Genomic DNA, 19,085 nt, shown 5'->3' on the forward strand with positions numbered 1-19,085 from the left:
TGGGCGACGCCGAGCCCGAGCAGGGCCACCGTCATCACGCCCCGGTGGGGCGCGCCGGTGGCCGCGAGCGCGCTGATGGTCTGCCGGACCGGGTCGAACGGCGCCGGCTGGACCGCCTGGGCCCAGGTCCAGCCCCCGACCAGCAGGACCGGGGCGGCGACCGCGGAGGCCAGGCCCCACCACGGCACGCGTGCCGGCTGGGCGCCGCGCACCCGGCTCAGGCCTCGAGCGCGACCGGGGTGCCCGGCCGGGTCATCGAGCCGGCCGGGCACCACCAGGTCATCACCTCGACGGCAAGCCGGCCGGCGCGCACCGCGGGGTCGGCCTCGGCGAGCTCCCGGGCACGGTCGAGGGACCCCGTGCAGAAGAAGGTCAGGCCGCGCAGCGACGCGTCCGGCTGGTCCAGCACCGGGCCGTTGGTGACGACGTGCCCGGCCTGGCGCAGCGACGCGAGGTAGGCCAGGTGCTCGGTCTGGAGCCGCTCCAGCGTTGCCTCGTCGTACGGCGTGGCGTCGGCCGGGCGGCGCAGCACCACCAGCTCGTAGGACTCGAGGTTCATCTCCCGCACGGTAGACCTGCCCGGCGCGCGCGGGCCGGACGTCAGGCCTCGGCTCGCCGGCCGCGGACCTTCGCCGCAGTCAGCAGGAACGCCGCGTCCGTGACTGCCTCGACGGCGTGCGTCTCCAGGGGCAGCTCGAGGAGGTCGCCCTCTGCCCCCTCCCATGACTGGCCCTGGCTGGCCACCCGCAACCGACCGCGCAGCACCAGCATGGTGGCCTCACCCGGGCTCTCGTGGTCGCCGAGCCGGGCGCCCTCGCGCATCGCGATGACGGTCTGGGTGAGGGTCGAGGTGGGGCCGCCGTAGAGCATCCGGGCGCTGCGTCCGTTGCCGGCCTTCCCGGCCGCGTCGCCCAGCTCGCTCACCTGCTGGTCGAGGTTCGTGGTGTCCATCGCTGGTCTTCCCTTCGTCTCGTTCGGGTCCGTCCGTGTCAACGACTGAGTCTCGTCCCGACGGCACCCTTTCGCGCGATGATGGCTGCATGTGCTCCTACTGCGGGTGCCGAAGCATCACCGTGATCGGGCGGTTCATGGCCGAGCACGACGACATCGTCAACCTCGCCGGCGACCTGCGCCGCGCGGTGGAGCGTGGTGACCCCGACGAGATCCGTGCCGCCGCGGACAAGGTGCGGGCCGCGCTGGACCCCCACACGGGCAGCGAGGAGCGATCGCTGTTCGCGCAGATGCGCAAGGACCCCGAGTTCACCGACCACATCGACTCCCTGTGCCGGGAGCACGAGCTGCTCGAGGGGCACCTGACGCGGATCGAGGCAGGCGACCACGCGGCGTACCCGCTCTTCGAGCGGCTGCTGCGGAACCACATCGACCGGGAGGACAACGGCCTCTTCCCGGCTGCCGCCATCGCGCTGGACGGGCCCGACTGGGAGTGGGTCACCGAGCGCGCGTGAGGCGGGCGAGCAGCCCTGGGACCAAGGTCGCCAGGCTGCGGGACCATCGGCCCCGGCGTCCGGCTTCGACCTGCGCCACGGTACGGGTCGCGCCATCATCGAGGTGGCGTCATGCCGTGGCCGGTAGCCCGGCCCCAGACGTAAGGGGATCCCGATGGCTGAGGAGTCACAGCGCACCCGGATGCTGGTGCTGGCCACCGCGGGGTTCCTGATCTGCTTCTGGGCGTGGGCGCTGATCAGCCCGCTCGCCCCCGCCTACGCCAAGGAGCTGGGCCTGAGCGCGGTCCAGCAGTCGCTGCTGGTGGCGGTGCCGGTCGTGGTCGGCTCGCTCGGACGCATCCCCGTCGGGGCGCTGACCGACCGCCTCGGGGCGCGCACCATGTTCCCCGCGGTCGCGGCCCTGACGATCGTGCCCGTGCTGTTCGTGGGCCTGGCCGGCACGAGCTACGCCGCCCTGCTGGTCGGTGGGTTCTTCCTGGGCATCGGCGGCACGGCGTTCGCGGTCGGGGTCCCGTTCGTCAACGCGTGGTTCCCCCCGGCGCGCCGCGGCACCGCGATCGGCATCTTCGGGGCCGGCATGGGCGGCACCGCCGTCTCGGCGTTCACCACGGTGGCGATCGCCGACACCTGGGGTCGCGCTGCGCCGTTCGTGCTGGTCGCGGTGGTCCTCGCGGTGTATGCCGTGGTCGCGCGCCTGCTGCTGCGCGACGCCCCCGGGCGCGTCCCGGCGACCGGCTCGTTCATGGCCCGGGCGTGGACGACGTTCAAGCGCCCCGTCGCGCTCAAGCTGTCCCTGCTCTACGCCATCGGCTTCGGCGGCTTCGTCGCGTTCAGCGTCTACCTGCCGACCTACCTGGTGAACGCCTTCGGCCTGACCCGCGGCGACGCCGCGCTGCGGACCGCCGGCTTCGTCGTCCTCGCGGTGGCCATGCGCCCGGTCGGGGGGTGGATTTCGGATAAGTGGCACCCCGTGCCGGTGCTGGCCGTCTGCTTCCTGGGCGTGGCCGCGCTCGCGGGCCTCGCCTCGCTCGAGCTCGCGCTCATCCCGGTCGGCACCGTCGCCTTCCTCGGCCTGGCCGCGTTCCTCGGCGGAGCCTCCGGCGCGGTGTTCGCCCTGGTGTCCCGGCTGGTCGAGCCCCCGCAGGTCGGCGCGGTGACCGGCATCGTCGGCGCCGCCGGCGGCCTGGGTGGCTTCATCCCGCCCCTGGTGATGGGCGTCATCTACAGCCGGAGCCACGACTACAGCCTCGGGCTCGCCCTGCTGGCCCTGGTCAGCCTGGGCACCGCCGTCTTCACCTGGCGGGCGTTCGGGACCGGACGGGCACGGCATACCGGCGCAGCGGCGACCGCAGGGGGAACCGCGTCGTGACGATGGACGGTGAGCTGACCGAGGCCCTGCTGCGGACCCGCCGCTTCTTCCGCCCCGCCGAGGTGTCGGCCGACCTGCGCACCCTCCACAAGACCGGCGGCCGGGACGCCGACACCTTCTACCGGGACCGGTGGAGCCACGACAAGGTGGTGCGCTCCACGCACGGGGTCAACTGCACCGGGTCCTGCTCGTGGAAGGTCTACGTCAAGGACGGGATCATCACCTGGGAGGCCCAGCAGACCGACTACCCCTCGGTCGGCGACGACCGGCCCCAGTACGAGCCGCGCGGCTGCCCTCGCGGCGCCGCCTTCTCCTGGTACACCTACTCGCCCACCCGGGTGCGCTACCCCTACGTGCGCGGCGTGCTGCTGGAGATGTACCGCGAGGCCCGGTCCCGGCTCGGTGACCCCGTGGCGGCGTGGGCCGAGATCACCTCCGACCCGGTGCGGGCCCGGCGCTACAAGGCCGCCCGCGGCAAGGGCGGCCTGGTGCGCACGACCTGGGACGAGGCGCTGGAGATCGCGGCCGCGGCGCACGTGCACACGATCCGGACCGACGGGCCGGACCGGGTCGCCGGGTTCTCCCCGATCCCGGCCATGTCGATGGTCTCCCACGGGGTCGGGGCACGGTTCATCTCGCTGATCGGCGGGACGATGCTCTCGTTCTACGACTGGTACGCCGACCTGCCGGTGGCCTCCCCGCAGGTGTTCGGCGACCAGACCGACGTGCCCGAGTCCGCCGACTGGTGGGACGCCTCCTACCTGGTGATGTGGGGCTCGAACGTGCCGGTCACCCGCACCCCGGACGCGCACTTCATGACCGAGGCGCGCTACCGCGGCCAGAAGGTGGTGGTGGTCTCCCCGGACTACGCCGACAACACCAAGTTCGCGGACGAGTGGCTCGCGCCGCACCCCGGCACCGACGGCGCCCTGGCGATGGCGATGGGCCACGTGATCCTGCGTGAGTTCTTCGTCGAGCGCACCACCCCGGCCTTCGAGTCCTACTGCCGGACCTACACCGACCTGCCCTTCCTGGTGACCCTCGAGGAGCGCGACGGGGCCTGGGTGCCGGGCAAGTTCGTCACCGCCGACCAGGTCGGCGACACCTCCGAGAACGCCTCGTCCAAGACCGTGCTGCTCGACGCCGCGGGCAACCCGGTCGTGCCCAACGGCTCCCTCGGCTTCCGCTACGGCGAGGAGGGCAAGGGGCGGTGGAACCTCGACCTCGGTGGGGTGGACCCGCTGCTCACCCTGTATGCCGGAGACGCACCGGGGGCAGCCGGGCTCGCCCCGGTCACGGTGCGGCTGCCGCGGTTCGACGCGCCGGACGGCTCCGCCGGCGTGGTGGAGCGCGGGGTGCCGGTGCGCCGGGTCGGCGGCCGGCTGGTGACCACAGTGTTCGACCTGCTGCTGGCGCAGTACGGCGTGGGCCGGGCCGGCCTGCCCGGCCAGTGGCCCACCGGCTACGACGACGCGTCCACCCCGGGCACCCCCGCCTGGCAGGAGGGCATCACCTCGGTCCCGGCGGCGACGGCGGCGCGGATCGGGCGCGAGTTCGCCCGCAACGCCGAGGAGTCCGGTGGCCGCTCGATGATCCTCATGGGGGCCGGCACCAACCACTGGTTCCACTCCGACCTGATCTACCGGGCGTTCCTGACCCTGACCACGCTCACCGGCTGCCAGGGCGTCAACGGCGGCGGCTGGGCGCACTACGTCGGGCAGGAGAAGGTGCGCCCGATCACCGGCTACCAGCAGTACGCCGGCGGCCTGGACTGGTCGCGGCCCACCCGGCAGATGATCGGCACCGGCTTCTTCTACCTGCACACCTCCCAGTGGCGCTACGACGCCTACCCGGCGACGACGATGACCTCGCCGCTGGCCACCGGGCGCTTCGAGGGGCTGACCACGCCGGACCTGCTGGCGCTGTCCGCCCGGCTGGGCTGGATGCCGTCCTACCCCACCTTCGACCGCAACCCGCTCGACCTCGTCGACGAGGCGCGGGCCGCGGGGGCCGACCCCGCGGCATACGTCGTGGAGCAGCTGCGCTTCGGCGACCTGCGCTTCGCCGCGGAGGACCCGGACGGGCCGGGCAACGCGCCCAAGGTGCTCACGGTGTGGCGGTCCAACCTGCTCGGCAGCTCGGCCAAGGGCAACGAGTACTTCCTCAAGCACCTGCTCGGCACCGACGCGTCCGTGTTCGCGACCGAGGCGCCGGAGGACCAGCGGCCGCGGGACGTGCTGTGGCGGGAGGACGCCCACGACGGCAAGCTCGACCTGCTGCTGACGCTGGACTTCCGGATGACCTCGACGACGTTGTTCTCCGACGTCGTCCTGCCGGCGGCCACCTGGTACGAGAAGCACGACCTGTCCTCCACGGACATGCACCCGTTCGTGCACTCGTTCAACCCGGCGATCGCGCCGCCGTGGCAGACCCGCACCGACTTCGACGCCTTCCAGGGCCTGGCGCAGCGGTTCAGCGCCCTGGCCGCCGAGCACCTCGGCACCCGCAGCGACATCGTCGCCGTGCCGTTGCAGCACGACACCCCCGACGAGATGCAGAACCCCGGCGGCCGGGTCCGCGACTGGCGGGCCGGGGAGTGCGAGCCGGTGCCCGGCGTGACGATGCCCAGGCTGGTGGTGGTCGAGCGCGACTACGCCGCGGTGGCCGACAAGATGCGCGCGCTGGGGCCGCTGACCGACCGCCTGGGCATGGTCACCAAGGGGGTGCCGTTCAGCCCCGGGGCCGAGGTGGAGTGGCTGGGCCGGCACAACGGCGTCGCGCACGGCGGCGTCGCGGACGGCCGCCCTCTGCTCGCGACGGACAAGCACGTGTGCGAGGCGATCCTGGCGCTGTCCGGCACGACCAACGGGCGCCTCGCGACGCAGGGCTTCGAGCGCGTCGAGGAGCGCACCGGCGTCCGGCTCGCGGACCTGTCCTCCAGCGAGGCGGGCCGCCGGATCACGTTCGCCGACACGCAGGCCCGCCCGACGCCGGTGATCACCTCGCCGGAGTGGTCGGGCAGCGAGCACGGCGGACGGCGCTACTCGCCGTTCGTCATCAACACCGAGCGGCTCAAGCCGTGGCACACGCTGACCGGGCGGATGCACTTCTTCCTCGACCACGACTGGATGCACGAGATGGGCGAGGCACTGCCGGTGTTCCGCCCGCCGCTGGACATGCACCAGCTGTTCGGTGAGCCGCGGCTGGGCCACGACGGCGGCGCCGAGCTGACCGTCCGCTACCTCACGCCGCACTCCAAGTGGTCGATCCACTCGGAGTACCAGGACAACCTGCTCATGCTGAGCCTGTCCCGGGGCGGACCCACGATCTGGATGAGCGCCGCCGACGCCGCGCTGGTCGGGATCGGCGACAACGACTGGATCGAGGCGGTCAACCGCAACGGCGTCGTCGTCGCCCGGGCGGTGGTGTCCAGCCGGATGCCGGCCGGGACGGTGTACATGTACCACGCGCAGGACCGCGTCATCGACGTCCCGCGGGCCGAGGCGAGCGGTCGCCGGGGCGGCATCCACAACTCGGCCACCCGGCTGCTGGTCAAGCCCAGCCACCTCATAGGCGGCTACGCCCAGCTGACCTACGGCTTCAACTACATCGGTCCCACGGGCAACCAGCGTGACGAGGTCACCGTCATCCGCCGCCGCAGCCAGGAGGTCGTCTACTGATGAGGGTCATGGCGCAGATGGCGATGGTGATGAACCTCGACAAGTGCATCGGCTGCCACACCTGCAGCGTCACCTGCAAGCAGGCATGGACCAACCGCTCGGGCGTGGAGTACGTCTGGTGGAACAACGTCGAGACCCGCCCGGGGCAGGGGTTCCCGCGCACGTGGGAGGACCAGGAGCGCTGGAAGGGCGGCTGGGAGCTGGGCCGGCGTGGCCGCCTCCGGCTGCGCACGGGCAGCCGGCTCAAGCGGCTGATGACGATCTTCTCGAGCCCGACGATGCCCTCGATCGGCGACTACTACGAGCCGTGGACCTATGACTACGACACCCTGATCAGCTCGCCGCTGCAGGAGCACACGCCGGTGGCGCGGCCGCACTCGCTGATCAGCGGCAAGCCGATGAAGATCAGCTGGAGCGCAAACTGGGACGACGACCTCGGCGGCGCGCCCGAGCTGACGAAGCAGGACCCGGTCCTGCAGAGGGTCTCCGAGCAGGTCAAGGGCGAGCTCGAGCAGACGTTCATGTTCCACCTGCCGCGGATCTGCGAGCACTGCCTCAACCCGGCCTGCGCCGCCTCGTGCCCCAGCGGCGCCATCTACAAGCGGGCCGAGGACGGCATCGTCCTCGTCGACCAGGACCGGTGCCGCGGCTGGCGCCAGTGCGTGACCGGCTGCCCCTACAAGAAGGTCTACTTCAACCACCGCACCGGCAAGGCCGAGAAGTGCACCCTGTGCTTCCCGCGCCTCGAGGTCGGCCTGCCCACCGTGTGCTCCGAGACGTGCGTGGGGCGGCTGCGCTACCTCGGCCTCGTCCTGTACGACGCGGACCGGGTCCTCGAGGCGGCGTCCGTGGAGGACGAGCAGCAGCTGCTCGCCGCGCAGCGGTCCTGCTTCCTGGACCCGGACGACCCGGAGGTCGCGCGCGAGGCGGAACGGGCCGGCATACCGCACGACTGGGTGGAGGCGGCCCGGCGCTCCCCGGTGTGGGCGCTCATCAACCGCTACGAGGTGGCCCTGCCGCTGCACCCGGAGTACCGCACGATGCCGATGGTCTGGTACATCCCGCCGCTGTCGCCGGTGGTCGACCGGGTGCGCGAGACCGGGGTGGACGCCGAGGAGGCCGGCACGCTGTTCGCCGCGATCGAGGCGCTGCGGATCCCGGTGGAGTACCTCGCCGAGCTGTTCACGGCCGGCGACACCGACCCGGTCAACCGGGTGCTGCGCAAGCTCGCGGCCATGCGGTCCTACATGCGTGACCTGAACTTCGGCCGGGACGGCGACGCCTCGATCCCGGCCGCGGTCGGGATGTCCGAGGAGGACATGTACGCGATGTACCGGCTGCTGGCGCTGGCGCCGTACGACGAGCGGTACGTCATCCCGCCGGCCCACGCCGAGCAGGCGCACGCGCTGGAGGAGCTCGCCACGGAGTGCAGCCTCGACTACGAGGGTGGTCCGGGGATGGGCGGCTCCGGGCCGTTCGGCGAGGGCTCCGGGCGGCCGGCCCAGCCCGTCGCGGTCGAGAGCTACCAGGCGCTGAAGCAACGGCAGACGGCCGACCGCTCGACCGACCCGGAGGACAAGGCGCGCCGGGTCAACCTGCTCAACTGGGACGGCAAGGGAACCCCCGAGGGGCTGTTCCCCGAGCGCACGGAGGAGGAGCGGCGTGGCTGAGTCCTCCGACGCCCGGTGCCACCTGGTGGTCTCGCGGCTGCTGGACTACCCGGAGCCGGACCTGGTGGCCGACCTGCCCGTCCTGGCGGAGGTCGGCGCGGGGCTCCCGCAGGGGCGGCTGCTGCGGCCGCTCCTGGAGCACCTGGGGCAGGTGCCGCTGCTGGCGCTGCAGCAGGACTACGTCGCGACGTTCGACCAGCGACGGCGGTGCTGCCTCTACCTCACCTACTACGCCTTCGGCGACACGCGGAAGCGCGGCGCGGCCCTGCTGGCGTTCAAGCAGGCCTACCGCGCCGCCGGGGTCGAGCTCGACGACGGCGAGCTGCCCGACCACCTGTGCGTGCTGCTCGAGTTCGCCGGGTCCGTCGACCCGGCCGCCGGTCGCCGCCTGCTGCTGGAGCACCGCGCCGGGCTGGAGCTGCTGCACCTGTCGCTGCGCGACGCCGGCTCGCCGTATGCCGCGGCGATGGACGCGGTCTCGGCCACCCTGCCCGCCCTGCGCGGCGACGAGCGAGACGCGGTGCGCCGCCTGGTCGCCCAGGGCCCGCCGGGGGAGGACGTCGGGCTCGACCCGTTCGGCCCGCCCACCGGCGTGCCCGTCACCGCGGAACCGGCCCCGCGGACCGCCTTCATCGACCTCGCGAGCGTGGGGGTGCGCCGATGAGCACGCTGCTGTGGGTGGTCTGGCCCTACGTCTGCCTCGCGGTGTTCGTCGTCGGGCACTGGTGGCGCTACCGCTACGACAAGTTCGGCTGGACCACGCGGTCCTCGCAGCTCTACGAGTCGCGGCTGCTGCGCTGGGGCAGCCCGCTGTTCCACTTCGGCCTGCTGTTCGTCCTCGGCGGCCACGTCATGGGCCTGGGCATCCCGAAGCCGTGGACCGAGGCGGTGGGCATCTCCGAGGGCGTCTACCACTTCCTCGCGGTGAGCATCGGTGCGGTCGCCGGCGTGTGCACGGTCGTGGGCATGGTCATCCTCATCTACCGCCGCCGGACGGTCGGGCCGGTGTTCAGCGCCACCACGCGGATGGACAAGGCGATGTATGCCGTGCTGGCCACCGTGATCCTGCTCGGCTTGGCCAACACGGTGCTCGGCAACGTCGTCAACCACTACGACTACCGCGAGGGCGTGTCGATCTGGTTCCGCGGGATCTTCCGGTTCTCGCTGCACCCCGAGCTCATGGTGGCCGCACCCCTGACCTTCCAGCTGCACGGGCTCGCGGCGTTCGGCCTGTTCGCGCTGTGGCCGTTCACCCGGCTGGTGCACGTCTTCAGCGCCCCGGTGGGCTACCTGTGGCGGCCCTACGTGGTCTACCGCAGCAAGCCTGAGGGCCGGCTCGGCGCGCGCGCCACCCGGCGAGGCTGGGACCGGCAGGACGTGGGGCGCTAGGGCTCCACGACTCCGTGCGGCGACGCTCTCCCTGGTGGCCGCGAAGGGCGAAGGGCCCTGCCGTTGCCGGCAGGGCCCTTCGGTCTCTCATGTGCGCTGGTGCGCCGGGGCGCGGCTACCAGTAGTGCTTGCGACCGCCGACGGCGCGGCCGGTCGCTCCCAGGATCCACAGCACGGCACCGATGATGATGAGGATGGTGCCGATCGTCGTCAGGATCGAGATGCCGGCGACGATGCCGATGATCAACAGGATCAGTCCGAGAATGATCACGCTGGTCTCCTTGTGAGAGGTGGGGAGATCAGGGTGTACCCAAGTGGGGCTCTTTTCAACGGATGAGGCTCATGGGAGTTCCTGTCGGTTCCTGTCGGCGCCCGGCGGCTCCCGTGGGCGGAAGGTCCTGACCGGCCCGGGGCCACCCGCGCCACGCTGGCCATGACCGCGCCGCTGCTCCCGTTGGGAGGCGCCATGAGCACCGCCGGCTACCCCGTCCGTGTCGACGCCCACCTTGACCCCGGCCTCAGCCGTTGGCTGTGGCTGGTCAAGTGGCTGCTGGCCATCCCGCACTACCTCGTGCTGCTCGTGCTCTGGGCCGCGTTCGTGGTGCTCAGCATCGTCGCGTTCTTCGCGATCCTGGTCACCGGGCACTACCCCCGGGCCATCTTCGACTTCAACGTCGGGGTGCTGCGGTGGAGCTGGCGGGTGGGCTACTACGCCTACGGCGCCCTGGGCACCGACCGCTACCCGCCGTTCACCCTCGACGAGGTGCCCGACTACCCGGCGCACCTCGAGGTGGCCTACCCCGAGAAGCTCTCCCGCGGCCTGGTCCTGGTCAAGACCTGGCTGCTGGCCCTGCCGCACTACCTGGTCGTCGCGTTCTTCGCCGGGGGCTCCCTCGCGCTGGCCTCCAGCGACAACCGGACCCGGGTCTGGTCCAGCGGGCTGATCGGGCTGATGGTCCTCGTCGGCGCGGTGGTGCTGCTCGTGACCGGGCGCTACCCGCAGTCGGTCTTCGACTTCGTGCTCGGGATGAACCGCTGGGTGCTGCGCGTGGCCGCCTACGCGGCGCTGATGACCGACGAGTACCCGCCGTTCCGCTTCGACCCCGGCGGCGACGACCCCTCCGAGGCGCGCATGACCATCGGGACACCACCGCCGCAGCAGCCCATCGAGGCGCAGCCGCCTGTCGAGGCGCAGCCGCCTGTCGACACGGCGGCTCCGCAGGGAGCAGGGCCGCCCGGCGGCCCGACGTCAGCCCCACCGGCCGCCATGGCGCAGCCCGCACCTCCGGAGGCGGCGGGACGGCGGTGGACCGGGGGCCGGATCGTCTCCGTCGTCGCCGGCGCCGTGCTGCTCGCAGGGTCGCTGGGGCTGTTGGCCGCCTCGGCCGGGCTCGGGGTGCTCAACCTCGCCTCCCGGGACCGGGCCGGCTTCGTCACCACCGCCTCGCGCACGTTCGCCACCTCGACCAGCGCCATCGCCAGCAGCGCGGTGCAGGTCGGCGCGTCCGGGCAGGACTGGAGCGGGGCGTCGTGGGCGCTCGGCGACGCGCGGGTGCGGGCGGAGTCGCTCGACCCCCGGCCGGTGTTCATCGGCGTGGCGCACACCGCGGACGCCGCGGCGTGGCTGGCCGGGGTGGACCACTCCACCGTGATCGGCTTCCGCAACGGGGCGCCGGTCTACCGCGACGTGACCGGTGGGGCGCCCACCGTGCCGCCGGAGCAGGCGGGCATCTGGGCGGCCAGCGTCTCCGGCACCGGCCCGCAGGAGCTCGTGTGGCCGATCCAGTCCAGCGACTGGACCGTCGTGGTCATGCACCCCGACGGCAGCCCCGGGGTCATCGTCCGCGCCGACGCCGGCGCGACGCTGCCGGTCCTGCACTGGCTGTGGGTGGCACCGCTCGTCCTGGCGCTGGTGCTCATCGTCGCCGGTGTCCTCCTCGTGGTCCTCGCCATCCCGCGGGCGGGCCGGACATGAAGGTCCTCGTCGCCGAGGCCAGCCGGCACGGGTCGACCCTGGCCATCGCCGAGGCCCTGGCGCACACGCTGCGCGAGGAGCTCCCCGGTGCCGAGGTGGACGTTCACGTGGTCGAGGACGCCCTGGACGTGGGGCCCTACGACGCCGTCGTGCTCGGCTCGGCCGTCTACCTGGGGCGCTGGCTGGAGCCTGCCCGCCGCTTCGCCCGGCGCAACGCCGGGGAGCTGCTGCACAAGCCGGTGTGGCTGTTCTCCAGCGGGCCGCTGGGGGAGCAGCCGGTGCACGAGTCCGAACCCCACGACGCCACCGAGATCGCCGGTGAGCTCGACGCCCGGGGGCACGAGGTCTTCCTCGGCCGGCTCGACCGGGACGACCTCGGCCTGGCCGAGCGGGCGGTCGTCGGCGTCGTCCACGCCCCGTACGGCGACTTCCGGGACTGGCCGGCGGTCCAGGAGTGGGGGCGGCAGATCGCCGTTGCGCTGGTCCCACAGCAGCACGCTGGCTGAGATCCTGCGCGCCCGGGTGAGGGGCACGGCATACTGCGCGCATGTCTGCCGGACGCAGTGCAGGGGATGCCGACGTCATCGTCGTGGGGGCCGGCCTGGCGGGCCTCGTAGCCACGGCCGAGCTGGTGGAGGCGGGCCGCAGCGTCCTGCTGCTCGACCAGGAGTCGCCCGAGAACCTGGGCGGGCAGGCGTTCTGGTCCTTCGGCGGCATCTTCCTCGTGGACTCGCCCGAGCAGCGGCGACTGGGCATCAAGGACTCCTTCGACCTGGCCTGGCAGGACTGGACCGGCACGGCCGGCTTCGACCGGGAGCGCGAGGACCGGTGGCCCCGGCAGTGGGCCCGGGCCTACGTGGAGTGGGCGGCCGGCGAGAAGCGGGCGTGGCTGCGCGAGCGCGGCGTGCGCTTCTTCCCGGTGGTCGGGTGGGCCGAGCGCGGTGACGGCAGCGCCACCGGGCACGGCAACTCGGTGCCGCGCTTCCACGTCACGTGGGGGACCGGGCCCGGGGTGCTGGAGCCGTTCGTCCGACGGGTCCGCCAGGCCGCCGACGACGGCCGGGTGCGCATCGGCTTCCGGCACCGCGTCGATGCGCTCACGCTCGAGGGCGGGGTGGTGACCGGCGTCAGCGGCAGCCGGCTCGCCCCGGCGCACGAGCCCCGCGGCGCAGCCACGAGCCGTGAGGTGGTGGGCGACTTCGCGGTCCGGGCCCAGGCGGTCGTGGTGACCTCCGGCGGCATCGGCGCCAACCACGACCTGGTCAGGGCGAGTTGGCCGGCCCGGCTCGGCGAACCGCCGCGGGAGATGGTCACCGGCGTACCGGCCTACGTCGACGGGCGGATGATCGGCATCAGCGAGGCCGCCGGGGCCAACGTGGTCAACCGGGACCGGATGTGGCACTACGTCGAGGGCCTGCAGAACTGGGACCCGATCTGGCCCGGGCACGGCATCCGGATCCTGCCGGGGCCGTCCTCGCTGTGGTTCGACGCGCTGGGTCGCCGGCTGCCGGCGCCGTTCTTCCCCGGCTTCGACACCCTCGGCACGCTGGCCCACCTGCGCACCACCGGCCACGACCACTCGTGGTTCGTGCTGACCCAGAAGATCATCGAGAAGGAGTTCGCCCTCTCCGGCTCGGAGCAGAACCCCGACCTGACCGGCCGCTCGGTGCGGCAGGTCCTCGCCCGCGCGCTGCCCGGCGCGCCCGGGCCGGTGGAGGCGTTCAAGCGGCACGGCGCGGACTTCGTCGTCGCCGACACCCTGCCCGAGCTGGTCGCCGGGATGAACGCGCTGACCCTCGAGCCGCTGCTGGACCCCGCGGAGATCGAGCGCCAGGTCGTGGCCCGCGACCGCGAGCTCGACAACGACTTCGGCAAGGATGCGCAGGTCACCGCGCTGCGCGGCACCCGCGCCTACCGTGGGGACCGGCTGATCCGCACCGCCACCCCACATCGCATCCTCGACCCCAAGGCGGGCCCGCTGATCGCGGTGCGGCTGCACGTCCTGACCCGCAAGACCCTCGGGGGGCTGGAGACCGACCTTTCCGCGCGGGTGCTCGGCGCGGATGGGTCGCCGGTGCCGGGGCTCTACGCTGCCGGCGAGGTCGCCGGCTTCGGCGGTGGCGGGATGCACGGCTACCGGGCGCTGGAGGGGACCTTCCTCGGCGGCTGCCTGTTCTCGGGAAGGGCAGCCGGTCGCGCTGCCGCGGAGGAGGTCGCATGAGCATGCCGACGCGTGGGCAGAGCGGGCGGGAGCTGCGGGCCATCGCCGACCTGTCGCTGCGGTTCCTGCTGATCGCGGCCGCGATCTACGTGCTGCTACAGATCCTCAACGCCATCAGCCTGGTCACGATCACCGTGGTCGTGGCCCTGCTCGTCAGCGCCCTGCTCCAGCCGGCCGTGGCCTGGCTCGTCGGCCGCGGCGTACCCCGTCCGGTCGCCGCGATCGGGGTGTTCATCGTGGGCGTCGTCGCCATCGGGCTCGCCGTGTGGTTCGCCGTCTCGCAGGTGGCCAGCAACGCCGCACTCATCGGCGACCAGCTCCGCAACGCCCTCACCTCGATCCAGGACTGGCTCGTGCACGGCCCCCTGCACCTGTCCGCCAGGCAGGTCGACCAGATCGGCACGAACCTGCAGCAGGCCCTGGCCAACAACCAGGGCAGCATCGTCTCGGGGGTGTTCGCCACCGCGGGCAGCGCCTTGAGCGTCATCAGCGGCGGGGTGCTGTGCCTGTTCGCGATCTGCTTCATGCTGCTTGACGACGGCCAGATCTGGCGCTGGGTGGTCAGCCTGGCTCCCGACCGGGAGGAGCCGCGGGTCGCCCACGCCGGCCAGGTCGCCTGGCGCACCCTCAGCGCCTACATGCGTGGCTGCGTCGTCCTGGCGTTCATCAACTCCCTGACGATGGTCATCGTCATGCTCGTCGCCGGGATGCCTCTGGTCATCCCGCTGGGCGTGCTGCTCTTCCTCGGCTCGCTCATCCCGCTGGTCGGCATGGTGGTCGCCGGCATCGTCGTGGTGCTGGTCGCGCTGGTGACCAAGAGCGTGGCCGTGGCGATCGTCATGGCGGTGGCGCTGGTGCTCACCGTCCAGCTCGAGGGCAACATGCTCAACCCCTACATCCTCGGCAAGGCGGTGAGCATCCACCCGCTGGCGATCCTGCTCGCGGTCACCGGCGGCACCATCCTCGGCGGGGTGTTCGGCGCGTTCATCGCGGTGCCGCTGGTCGCGGTCCTCAACAACGTGCGCACCACGGTCCGCCTCGACGCGGCGGCCGCAGGCGGCTGACCGCGGCCCGTTGCGGTCGACAGCGCTGCCGGGGAGGAGTCGAATGGACCCCCGGCCACCCCGCGCCGGGACCACCTGCCCAGGGAGGCACCGTGTCCGGTCACGTCTACCGCGTCATCGAGGTCGTCGGGTCCTCACCCGACAGCGTCGACGCCGCCATCCGCAACGCGATCGACCGGGTCGGGCAGACCACCCGGCACCTCGACTGGTTCGAGGTCTCCGAGATCAGGGGGCAGCTCGATGACAGCGGTATCGCGCACATCCAGGTCGGCCTCAAGGTCGGCTTCCGGATCGAGCAGTCCGAGGACTGAGCTCAGAGGGTCCGGGTGACCTTCGACAGGCCTCGCGGCACGTCGGGGTCCTGACCCCGCGACACCGCCAGCTCCCGCGCGAGCTGCTGCAGCGGGATGATCTGCACGATCGGGGCGACCCGCTCGACCATGCCCGCGGGCAGCGGCACGGTGGGCTCGGCGCCGACGCCGGGGGGCGCGACCACGCACAGGTCCGCGCCCCGCTCGACGAGGCGCTCGAGCACCGGGGCCAGGGCCCGCCCGCCCGGGCCTTCGGGCACGATGGCCACGACCGGGCGGTCGGCGTCGATCAGCGCCAGCGGGCCGTGCAGCAGGTCGGCCCCGGAGAACGCGTGCGCCGACAGGTAGCAGGTCTCCATGAGCTTCAGCGCCGCCTCCCGCGCGGTGGGGTAGGCGTAGCCGCGTGAGGTCGTGACCAGCTTGTCCACGAACCGGTATCGCGCCGCCACCGCCGCGACCTGCGGCAGGTCGAGCGCGGCGTGCGCGAGCGACGGCAGGCCCTGCAGGTCCAGCGGGTCGGCGTCTCGCCACGCCTCGACGAGCAGGAGCAGGGTGAGCAGGCTGGCGGTGTAGGTCTTGGTCGCGGCGACCGAGCGTTCCGGCCCGGCCAGCATGTCCAGGTGCAGCTGCGCCGCCTCGGCCAGGGGGGACCCGGGGGCGTTGGTGACGGCCAGCGTCAGTGCCCCACCGGCGCGGGCCCGGCGGGTCGACTCGACCAGGTCGGGCGAGCCGCCGGACTGGCTCACCGCCACCCACAGCACCCCGGACAGGTCGGGCTCGGCGCCGTAGGTCGTGTACGTCGAGGTGGACACCAGGCCCGCGGGCAGGCCGAGCGTGGTCTCGATGAGGTACTTGGCGTAGAGCGCGGCGTGGTCGCTGGTGCCCCGGGCCGCGAGCAGCACGAACCGGGGCGCGTACCGGCGCACCTGCGCGGCCACCTCCCGCACGGCGGCCGGCGCCTCGCGCAGCACCCGCTCGAGCACCTCCGGCTGTGACGCGACCTCGGCGGCCATGAGCAAGCCGGGTGCGGTGGCGCCGGTCGTGTCCGGCGACGCGCCGCTCACGCGAAGCGCTCCCGCAGCCACCGCACCTGACGCGCGCTCTGGTGTGTGCCGCCACCCTCGTGCTCGTTGTAAGGAAACACGTCGATCTCCTTCGGCCCGGCGTAGTGGTTGTACGCCGCGAAGACCGTCGAGGGCGGGCAGATCGGGTCCATCAGCGCCACCGAGAACAGCGCGGGGACGTCGGCGTGCGCCGCGAGGGTCATCCCGTCGAAGTAGCTGATCGTGGCCAGCGCCTGGGCCACCCGGTCGCGGTGCGTGCGCACGAAACCCAGCAGCTCGGCATACGGCGGCGTGTCGGTGACCTCGATGGCGCGGGCGACGTGCGACAGGAAGGGGACGTCGACCATGGCCGCGGCGACGCCGTCGGCCAGCGCGGCGGCGGCGAGGCTGATCGCCCCGCCCTGGCTGCCGCCATGGACCGCCACCCGCGCGCGGTCGATGCCGTCGAGGGTGTGCGCAACCTCGACGGCGCGCACCGCGTCGGTGAACACCCGGCGGTAGTAGTAGTCGTGCGGGTCCAGCACCCCGCGGGTGAGGAACCCCTCGACGTGCGGGGAGTCGCTGCCGGCCGGGTCACCGGTGGCCCCGGCGGTGCCGCCGCGGGCGCCCTGGCCGCGGGTGTCCATGACGATCGTGACGAAGCCGGCGGCCGGCCAGGCAAGCCAGTCCAGCGGCTCGCCGCGTCCCTGCCCGTAGCCGAGGTAGTGCACCACCGCGGGCAGGTCGCCCTCGAGGCCGCGCGGTCGCAGCAGCCAGCCACGCACCCGCTGGCCGGCGAAGCCGTTGAAGGACAGGTCCATCGCCTCGACCAGCGGCAGGTGCAGGTCGTGGTCGGCCAGCGTGAGGTTGAGCGGGTGGCGGCGCGCCCCGGCGAGCGTGGCGTCCCAGAAGGAGCGGAAGTCCTCCGGCTCGGCGCGCTCGGGACGGTAAGCGTGCAGCTCATCCAGGGACAGGTCGAACAGGGGCATGGCCCGACCCTATTGCGCGTTCTGGCGTATGCCCTGTCGCATTCCGGCGGCCGATACTGGAGGGCGGGGCAGGGGAGTGGATGGGGTGAGCGACGTGGCCTGGCACCTGACCGGCGAGTACCTCGAGAACTGCAACTGCGACATCCTCTGCCCGTGCGTCACGTCGGCGTTCCAGGCGCCGGCCGACAACGAGCGCTGCCTCGTGCCGTTGGCCATGCGGGTCACCGACGGGGAGTCCGACGGCATCCGCCTCGACGGCCTCGGGATCATCCTCGTGGTCGACGCGCCGCAGGTGATGGGCGAGGGCGGCTGGCGGGTGGCCGTCTACATCGACGAACGTGCCGACCAGGCGCAGCGGGAGGCGCTCGGCCCCATCCTCTCGGGCGCCAGGGGTGGGATGCCGGAGTTCCTTGCCACCCTCATCGGCGAGCAGGTGGGGGTGAAGTTCGTGCCGATCACCTTCGAGTCCCACGACGACACCCGACGCGTGACCGTCCCCGGCATCATGGACTTCGAGGTCACCGGCGTCCGGGCCCCCGACAGCCCGGTCATGCGGATCGTCAACGTGTTCCACCCCATGGGCACGGACCTGCCCGTGGCGCGGAGCACGGTCGGGACCTTCAACGACCCGGACTACGGCTGGTCCTTCGACAACACGGGCAAGAATGGCCACTACCGCGACTTCGCCTGGTCGGCGTAGCGACACCGCGGTCCTGTGGGCGGCGCTGCTCGGCGTCGCGGCCTTGTGCTGGGCGTGGCTGCTGACCTGGTCCAGCGCCCCGTCGATGTCCATGTCCGCCTCGATGGGCGGCTCGGGTGCGCCCTCGGCGCTCGTGCCGTTCCTGGGCCTGTGGGTCGCGATGATGGCCGCCATGATGCTGCCGGCGGTGGCACCCGTCGCGCGGCTGTACCTGCGGGTGGTCTCGGCCCGGACGAGCGGCCCGGCCCGGGTGGCGAGGGTCACGGCGCTGCTGTCCGGTTACTTCCTGGCCTGGGCGGCCTACGGGCTCGTCGCCTTCGGGCTGACCCGGTGGCTCGACGCGGTGACGATGACCAGCGGCCGGGCGCGGGTCGTGGCCGCGAGCGCCGCCCTGGTGCTGGCCGGGGCCTACCAGTTCAGCCCGCTCAAGGCCCGGTGCCTGGCCCACTGCCGCTCCCCGCTGGGGGTGCTGATGCACGTCGGCTCCTTCACCGGCCGGCTCCGCGACGGCCGCGTCGGCGCCTGGCACGGCGGCTACTGCCTGGGCTGCTGCTGGAGCCTCATGCTCGTCCTCGTCGCGGTGGGCGTCATGAACATGGTGTGGATGGCCGCGCTGGCGGTCGTCATCCTGCTCGAGAAGGCGTGGCGCCACGGGCCACGCCTGAGCCTGGCCGTCGGGGCCCTCTTGCTGGTCCTGGCGGTGGTCGTGCCCTGGCAGGCCGCCCTCATCGGGGCGTAGGCCGGCGAGCCCGGCAGCCCCCGACGGCGCGGACTCAGAGGTACTGCCCGGTGGGGCCGGTCTCGTCCCCGTGGCGCGGCATACCGGGCATCGGGTGGTGTCCGGGGCCGGCCGGTCCGTGTCCCGGGGGCAGGGCCCGGCGCATCTCCTGCAGCTGGGCCTGGGCCGCCATCTGCTGGGCGAACAGCGCGGTCTGGATGCCGTGGAACAACCCTTCCAGCCACCCCACCAGCTGGGCCTGGGCGATGCGCAGCTCGGCGTCGGAGGGCGCGGCGTCGTTGAACGGCAACGTGATGCGCTCGAGCTCCTCGACCAGCTCGGGGGCGAGCCCTTCCTCGAGCTCGGACAGCGAGCGGCGGTGGATCTCGGCCAGCCGCGCCCGCCCGGCCTCGTCCAGCGGCGCGTTGCGGACCTCCTCGAGCAGCTGCTTGATCATCGAGCCGATGCGCATGACCTTGGCCGGCTGCTC

20 protein-coding genes are annotated in these 19,085 nt (G+C 72.8%); 13 read left to right on the top strand and 7 right to left on the bottom strand.

Annotated elements, in window-relative coordinates:
* The 3 genes from VF825_RS16850 to VF825_RS16860 all read right to left on the bottom strand — a co-directional run.
* The coding region (locus VF825_RS16850; RefSeq protein WP_331115479.1) for a DUF998 domain-containing protein at window positions 1–188 on the bottom strand (188 nt) is incomplete at its 3' end.
* A gap of 29 nt (window positions 189–217) precedes the next feature.
* Window positions 218–559 carry a YciI family protein gene (locus VF825_RS16855; RefSeq protein WP_331115481.1) on the bottom strand — a complete coding sequence of 114 codons (342 nt, stop codon included), beginning with the start codon at window positions 557–559 and terminating at the stop codon, window positions 218–220.
* 41 nt (window positions 560–600) lie between these two features.
* Window positions 601–951 carry a LuxR family transcriptional regulator gene (locus tag VF825_RS16860; RefSeq protein WP_331115483.1) on the bottom strand — a complete coding sequence of 117 codons (351 nt, stop codon included), beginning with the start codon at window positions 949–951 and terminating at the stop codon, window positions 601–603.
* Window positions 952–1,088: 137 nt separating this feature from the next.
* Between VF825_RS16860 and VF825_RS16865 the strand changes: the two genes are divergently transcribed.
* The 6 genes from VF825_RS16865 to narI all read left to right on the top strand — a co-directional run bounded on the left by VF825_RS16865 (window position 1,089) and on the right by narI (window position 9,574).
* A complete protein-coding gene (locus tag VF825_RS16865) occupies window positions 1,089–1,466 on the top strand; it encodes a hemerythrin domain-containing protein (protein WP_414695890.1) in 378 nt (125 codons plus the stop codon).
* 154 nt (window positions 1,467–1,620) lie between these two features.
* Window positions 1,621–2,835, top strand: a complete 1,215-nt coding sequence (locus tag VF825_RS16870) for a NarK/NasA family nitrate transporter (protein ID WP_331115488.1) — start codon at window positions 1,621–1,623, stop codon at window positions 2,833–2,835.
* 2 nt (window positions 2,836–2,837) lie between these two features.
* Complete coding sequence (locus VF825_RS16875) at window positions 2,838–6,515, top strand: nitrate reductase subunit alpha (RefSeq protein ID WP_331115518.1); 3,678 nt, start codon at window positions 2,838–2,840, stop codon at window positions 6,513–6,515.
* A complete protein-coding gene (gene narH / locus VF825_RS16880) occupies window positions 6,515–8,185 on the top strand; it encodes a nitrate reductase subunit beta (protein WP_331115490.1) in 1,671 nt (556 codons plus the stop codon). The genes VF825_RS16875 and narH overlap by 1 nt, the downstream gene beginning before the upstream one ends.
* Window positions 8,178–8,849, top strand: a complete 672-nt coding sequence (gene narJ, locus VF825_RS16885) for a nitrate reductase molybdenum cofactor assembly chaperone (protein ID WP_331115492.1) — start codon at window positions 8,178–8,180, stop codon at window positions 8,847–8,849. The genes narH and narJ overlap by 8 nt, the downstream gene beginning before the upstream one ends.
* Complete coding sequence (gene narI, locus VF825_RS16890; RefSeq protein ID WP_331115494.1) at window positions 8,846–9,574, top strand: respiratory nitrate reductase subunit gamma; 729 nt, start codon at window positions 8,846–8,848, stop codon at window positions 9,572–9,574. Before narJ ends, narI begins: the two co-directional genes overlap by 4 nt.
* 115 nt (window positions 9,575–9,689) lie before the next feature.
* Here narI and VF825_RS16895 read toward each other — a convergent pair whose 3' ends face one another.
* Window positions 9,690–9,845: a hypothetical protein gene (locus VF825_RS16895; protein WP_331115496.1), complete on the bottom strand. Its 156-nt coding sequence runs from the start codon at window positions 9,843–9,845 to the stop codon at window positions 9,690–9,692.
* A gap of 195 nt (window positions 9,846–10,040) precedes the next feature.
* Here VF825_RS16895 and VF825_RS16900 point away from each other — a divergent pair, with 195 nt between their 5' ends.
* From VF825_RS16900 to VF825_RS16920, 5 genes are all read left to right on the top strand, one after another.
* Window positions 10,041–11,549: a DUF4389 domain-containing protein gene (locus VF825_RS16900; protein ID WP_331115498.1), complete on the top strand. Its 1,509-nt coding sequence runs from the start codon at window positions 10,041–10,043 to the stop codon at window positions 11,547–11,549.
* On the top strand, window positions 11,546–12,055 hold the full coding sequence (locus tag VF825_RS16905) for a flavodoxin domain-containing protein (RefSeq protein ID WP_331115500.1): 510 nt from the start codon (window positions 11,546–11,548) through the stop codon (window positions 12,053–12,055). The genes VF825_RS16900 and VF825_RS16905 overlap by 4 nt, the downstream gene beginning before the upstream one ends.
* Before the next feature lie 41 nt (window positions 12,056–12,096).
* A complete protein-coding gene (locus VF825_RS16910) occupies window positions 12,097–13,770 on the top strand; it encodes an FAD-binding dehydrogenase (protein WP_331115502.1) in 1,674 nt (557 codons plus the stop codon).
* Window positions 13,767–14,834, top strand: coding sequence for an AI-2E family transporter (locus tag VF825_RS16915; protein ID WP_331115504.1), 1,068 nt, complete (start codon window positions 13,767–13,769; stop codon window positions 14,832–14,834). Before VF825_RS16910 ends, VF825_RS16915 begins: the two co-directional genes overlap by 4 nt.
* A 92-nt stretch (window positions 14,835–14,926) precedes the next feature.
* Window positions 14,927–15,145, top strand: a complete 219-nt coding sequence (locus VF825_RS16920) for a dodecin (protein ID WP_331115506.1) — start codon at window positions 14,927–14,929, stop codon at window positions 15,143–15,145.
* A 2-nt stretch (window positions 15,146–15,147) separates the two neighbouring features.
* On the opposite strand, the gene VF825_RS16925 is transcribed toward VF825_RS16920, so the two are convergent.
* Together VF825_RS16925 and VF825_RS16930 are read right to left on the bottom strand one after the other, a co-directional pair.
* Window positions 15,148–16,209 carry an SIS domain-containing protein gene (locus VF825_RS16925; protein WP_331115508.1) on the bottom strand — a complete coding sequence of 354 codons (1,062 nt, stop codon included), beginning with the start codon at window positions 16,207–16,209 and terminating at the stop codon, window positions 15,148–15,150.
* Complete coding sequence (locus VF825_RS16930; protein ID WP_331115510.1) at window positions 16,206–17,177, bottom strand: acetylxylan esterase; 972 nt, start codon at window positions 17,175–17,177, stop codon at window positions 16,206–16,208. The genes VF825_RS16925 and VF825_RS16930 overlap by 4 nt, the downstream gene beginning before the upstream one ends.
* Before the next feature lie 85 nt (window positions 17,178–17,262).
* Between VF825_RS16930 and VF825_RS16935 the strand changes: the two genes are divergently transcribed.
* Together VF825_RS16935 and VF825_RS16940 are read left to right on the top strand one after the other, a co-directional pair.
* A complete protein-coding gene (locus tag VF825_RS16935; RefSeq protein ID WP_331115512.1) occupies window positions 17,263–17,877 on the top strand; it encodes a DUF1326 domain-containing protein in 615 nt (204 codons plus the stop codon).
* Window positions 17,843–18,616: a DUF2182 domain-containing protein gene (locus VF825_RS16940; protein ID WP_331115514.1), complete on the top strand. Its 774-nt coding sequence runs from the start codon at window positions 17,843–17,845 to the stop codon at window positions 18,614–18,616. Before VF825_RS16935 ends, VF825_RS16940 begins: the two co-directional genes overlap by 35 nt.
* Window positions 18,617–18,650: 34 nt before the next feature.
* Here the strand turns inward: VF825_RS16940 and VF825_RS16945 are convergent.
* Window positions 18,651–19,085 (bottom strand): proteasome activator (locus tag VF825_RS16945; protein ID WP_331115516.1); only part of this gene is annotated, 435 nt, incomplete at its 5' end.

The sequence above is a fragment of the Oryzihumus sp. genome (assembly GCF_036391795.1).
Taxonomy (GTDB): Bacteria; Actinomycetota; Actinomycetes; order Actinomycetales; family Dermatophilaceae; genus Oryzihumus.

Bases quoted from the DNA above. Each gene is read 5' to 3' on its own strand.
- VF825_RS16940 (WP_331115514.1), top strand. From the start codon at position 17,843: ATGGCCACTACCGCGACTTCGCCTGGTCGGCGTAGCGACACCGCGGTC.
- VF825_RS16860 (WP_331115483.1), bottom strand. From the start codon at position 951: ATGGACACCACGAACCTCGACCAGCAGGTGAGCGAGCTGGGCGACGCG.
- VF825_RS16915 (WP_331115504.1), top strand. From the start codon at position 13,767: ATGAGCATGCCGACGCGTGGGCAGAGCGGGCGGGAGCTGCGGGCCATC.
- VF825_RS16865 (WP_414695890.1), top strand. From the start codon at position 1,089: ATGGCCGAGCACGACGACATCGTCAACCTCGCCGGCGACCTGCGCCGC.
- narH (WP_331115490.1), top strand. From the start codon at position 6,515: ATGAGGGTCATGGCGCAGATGGCGATGGTGATGAACCTCGACAAGTGC.
- VF825_RS16905 (WP_331115500.1), top strand. From the start codon at position 11,546: ATGAAGGTCCTCGTCGCCGAGGCCAGCCGGCACGGGTCGACCCTGGCC.
- narI (WP_331115494.1), top strand. From the start codon at position 8,846: ATGAGCACGCTGCTGTGGGTGGTCTGGCCCTACGTCTGCCTCGCGGTG.
- VF825_RS16855 (WP_331115481.1), bottom strand. From the start codon at position 559: ATGAACCTCGAGTCCTACGAGCTGGTGGTGCTGCGCCGCCCGGCCGAC.
- VF825_RS16910 (WP_331115502.1), top strand. From the start codon at position 12,097: ATGTCTGCCGGACGCAGTGCAGGGGATGCCGACGTCATCGTCGTGGGG.
- VF825_RS16875 (WP_331115518.1), top strand. From the start codon at position 2,838: ATGGACGGTGAGCTGACCGAGGCCCTGCTGCGGACCCGCCGCTTCTTC.
- VF825_RS16930 (WP_331115510.1), bottom strand. From the start codon at position 17,177: ATGCCCCTGTTCGACCTGTCCCTGGATGAGCTGCACGCTTACCGTCCC.
- VF825_RS16900 (WP_331115498.1), top strand. From the start codon at position 10,041: ATGAGCACCGCCGGCTACCCCGTCCGTGTCGACGCCCACCTTGACCCC.
- VF825_RS16870 (WP_331115488.1), top strand. From the start codon at position 1,621: ATGGCTGAGGAGTCACAGCGCACCCGGATGCTGGTGCTGGCCACCGCG.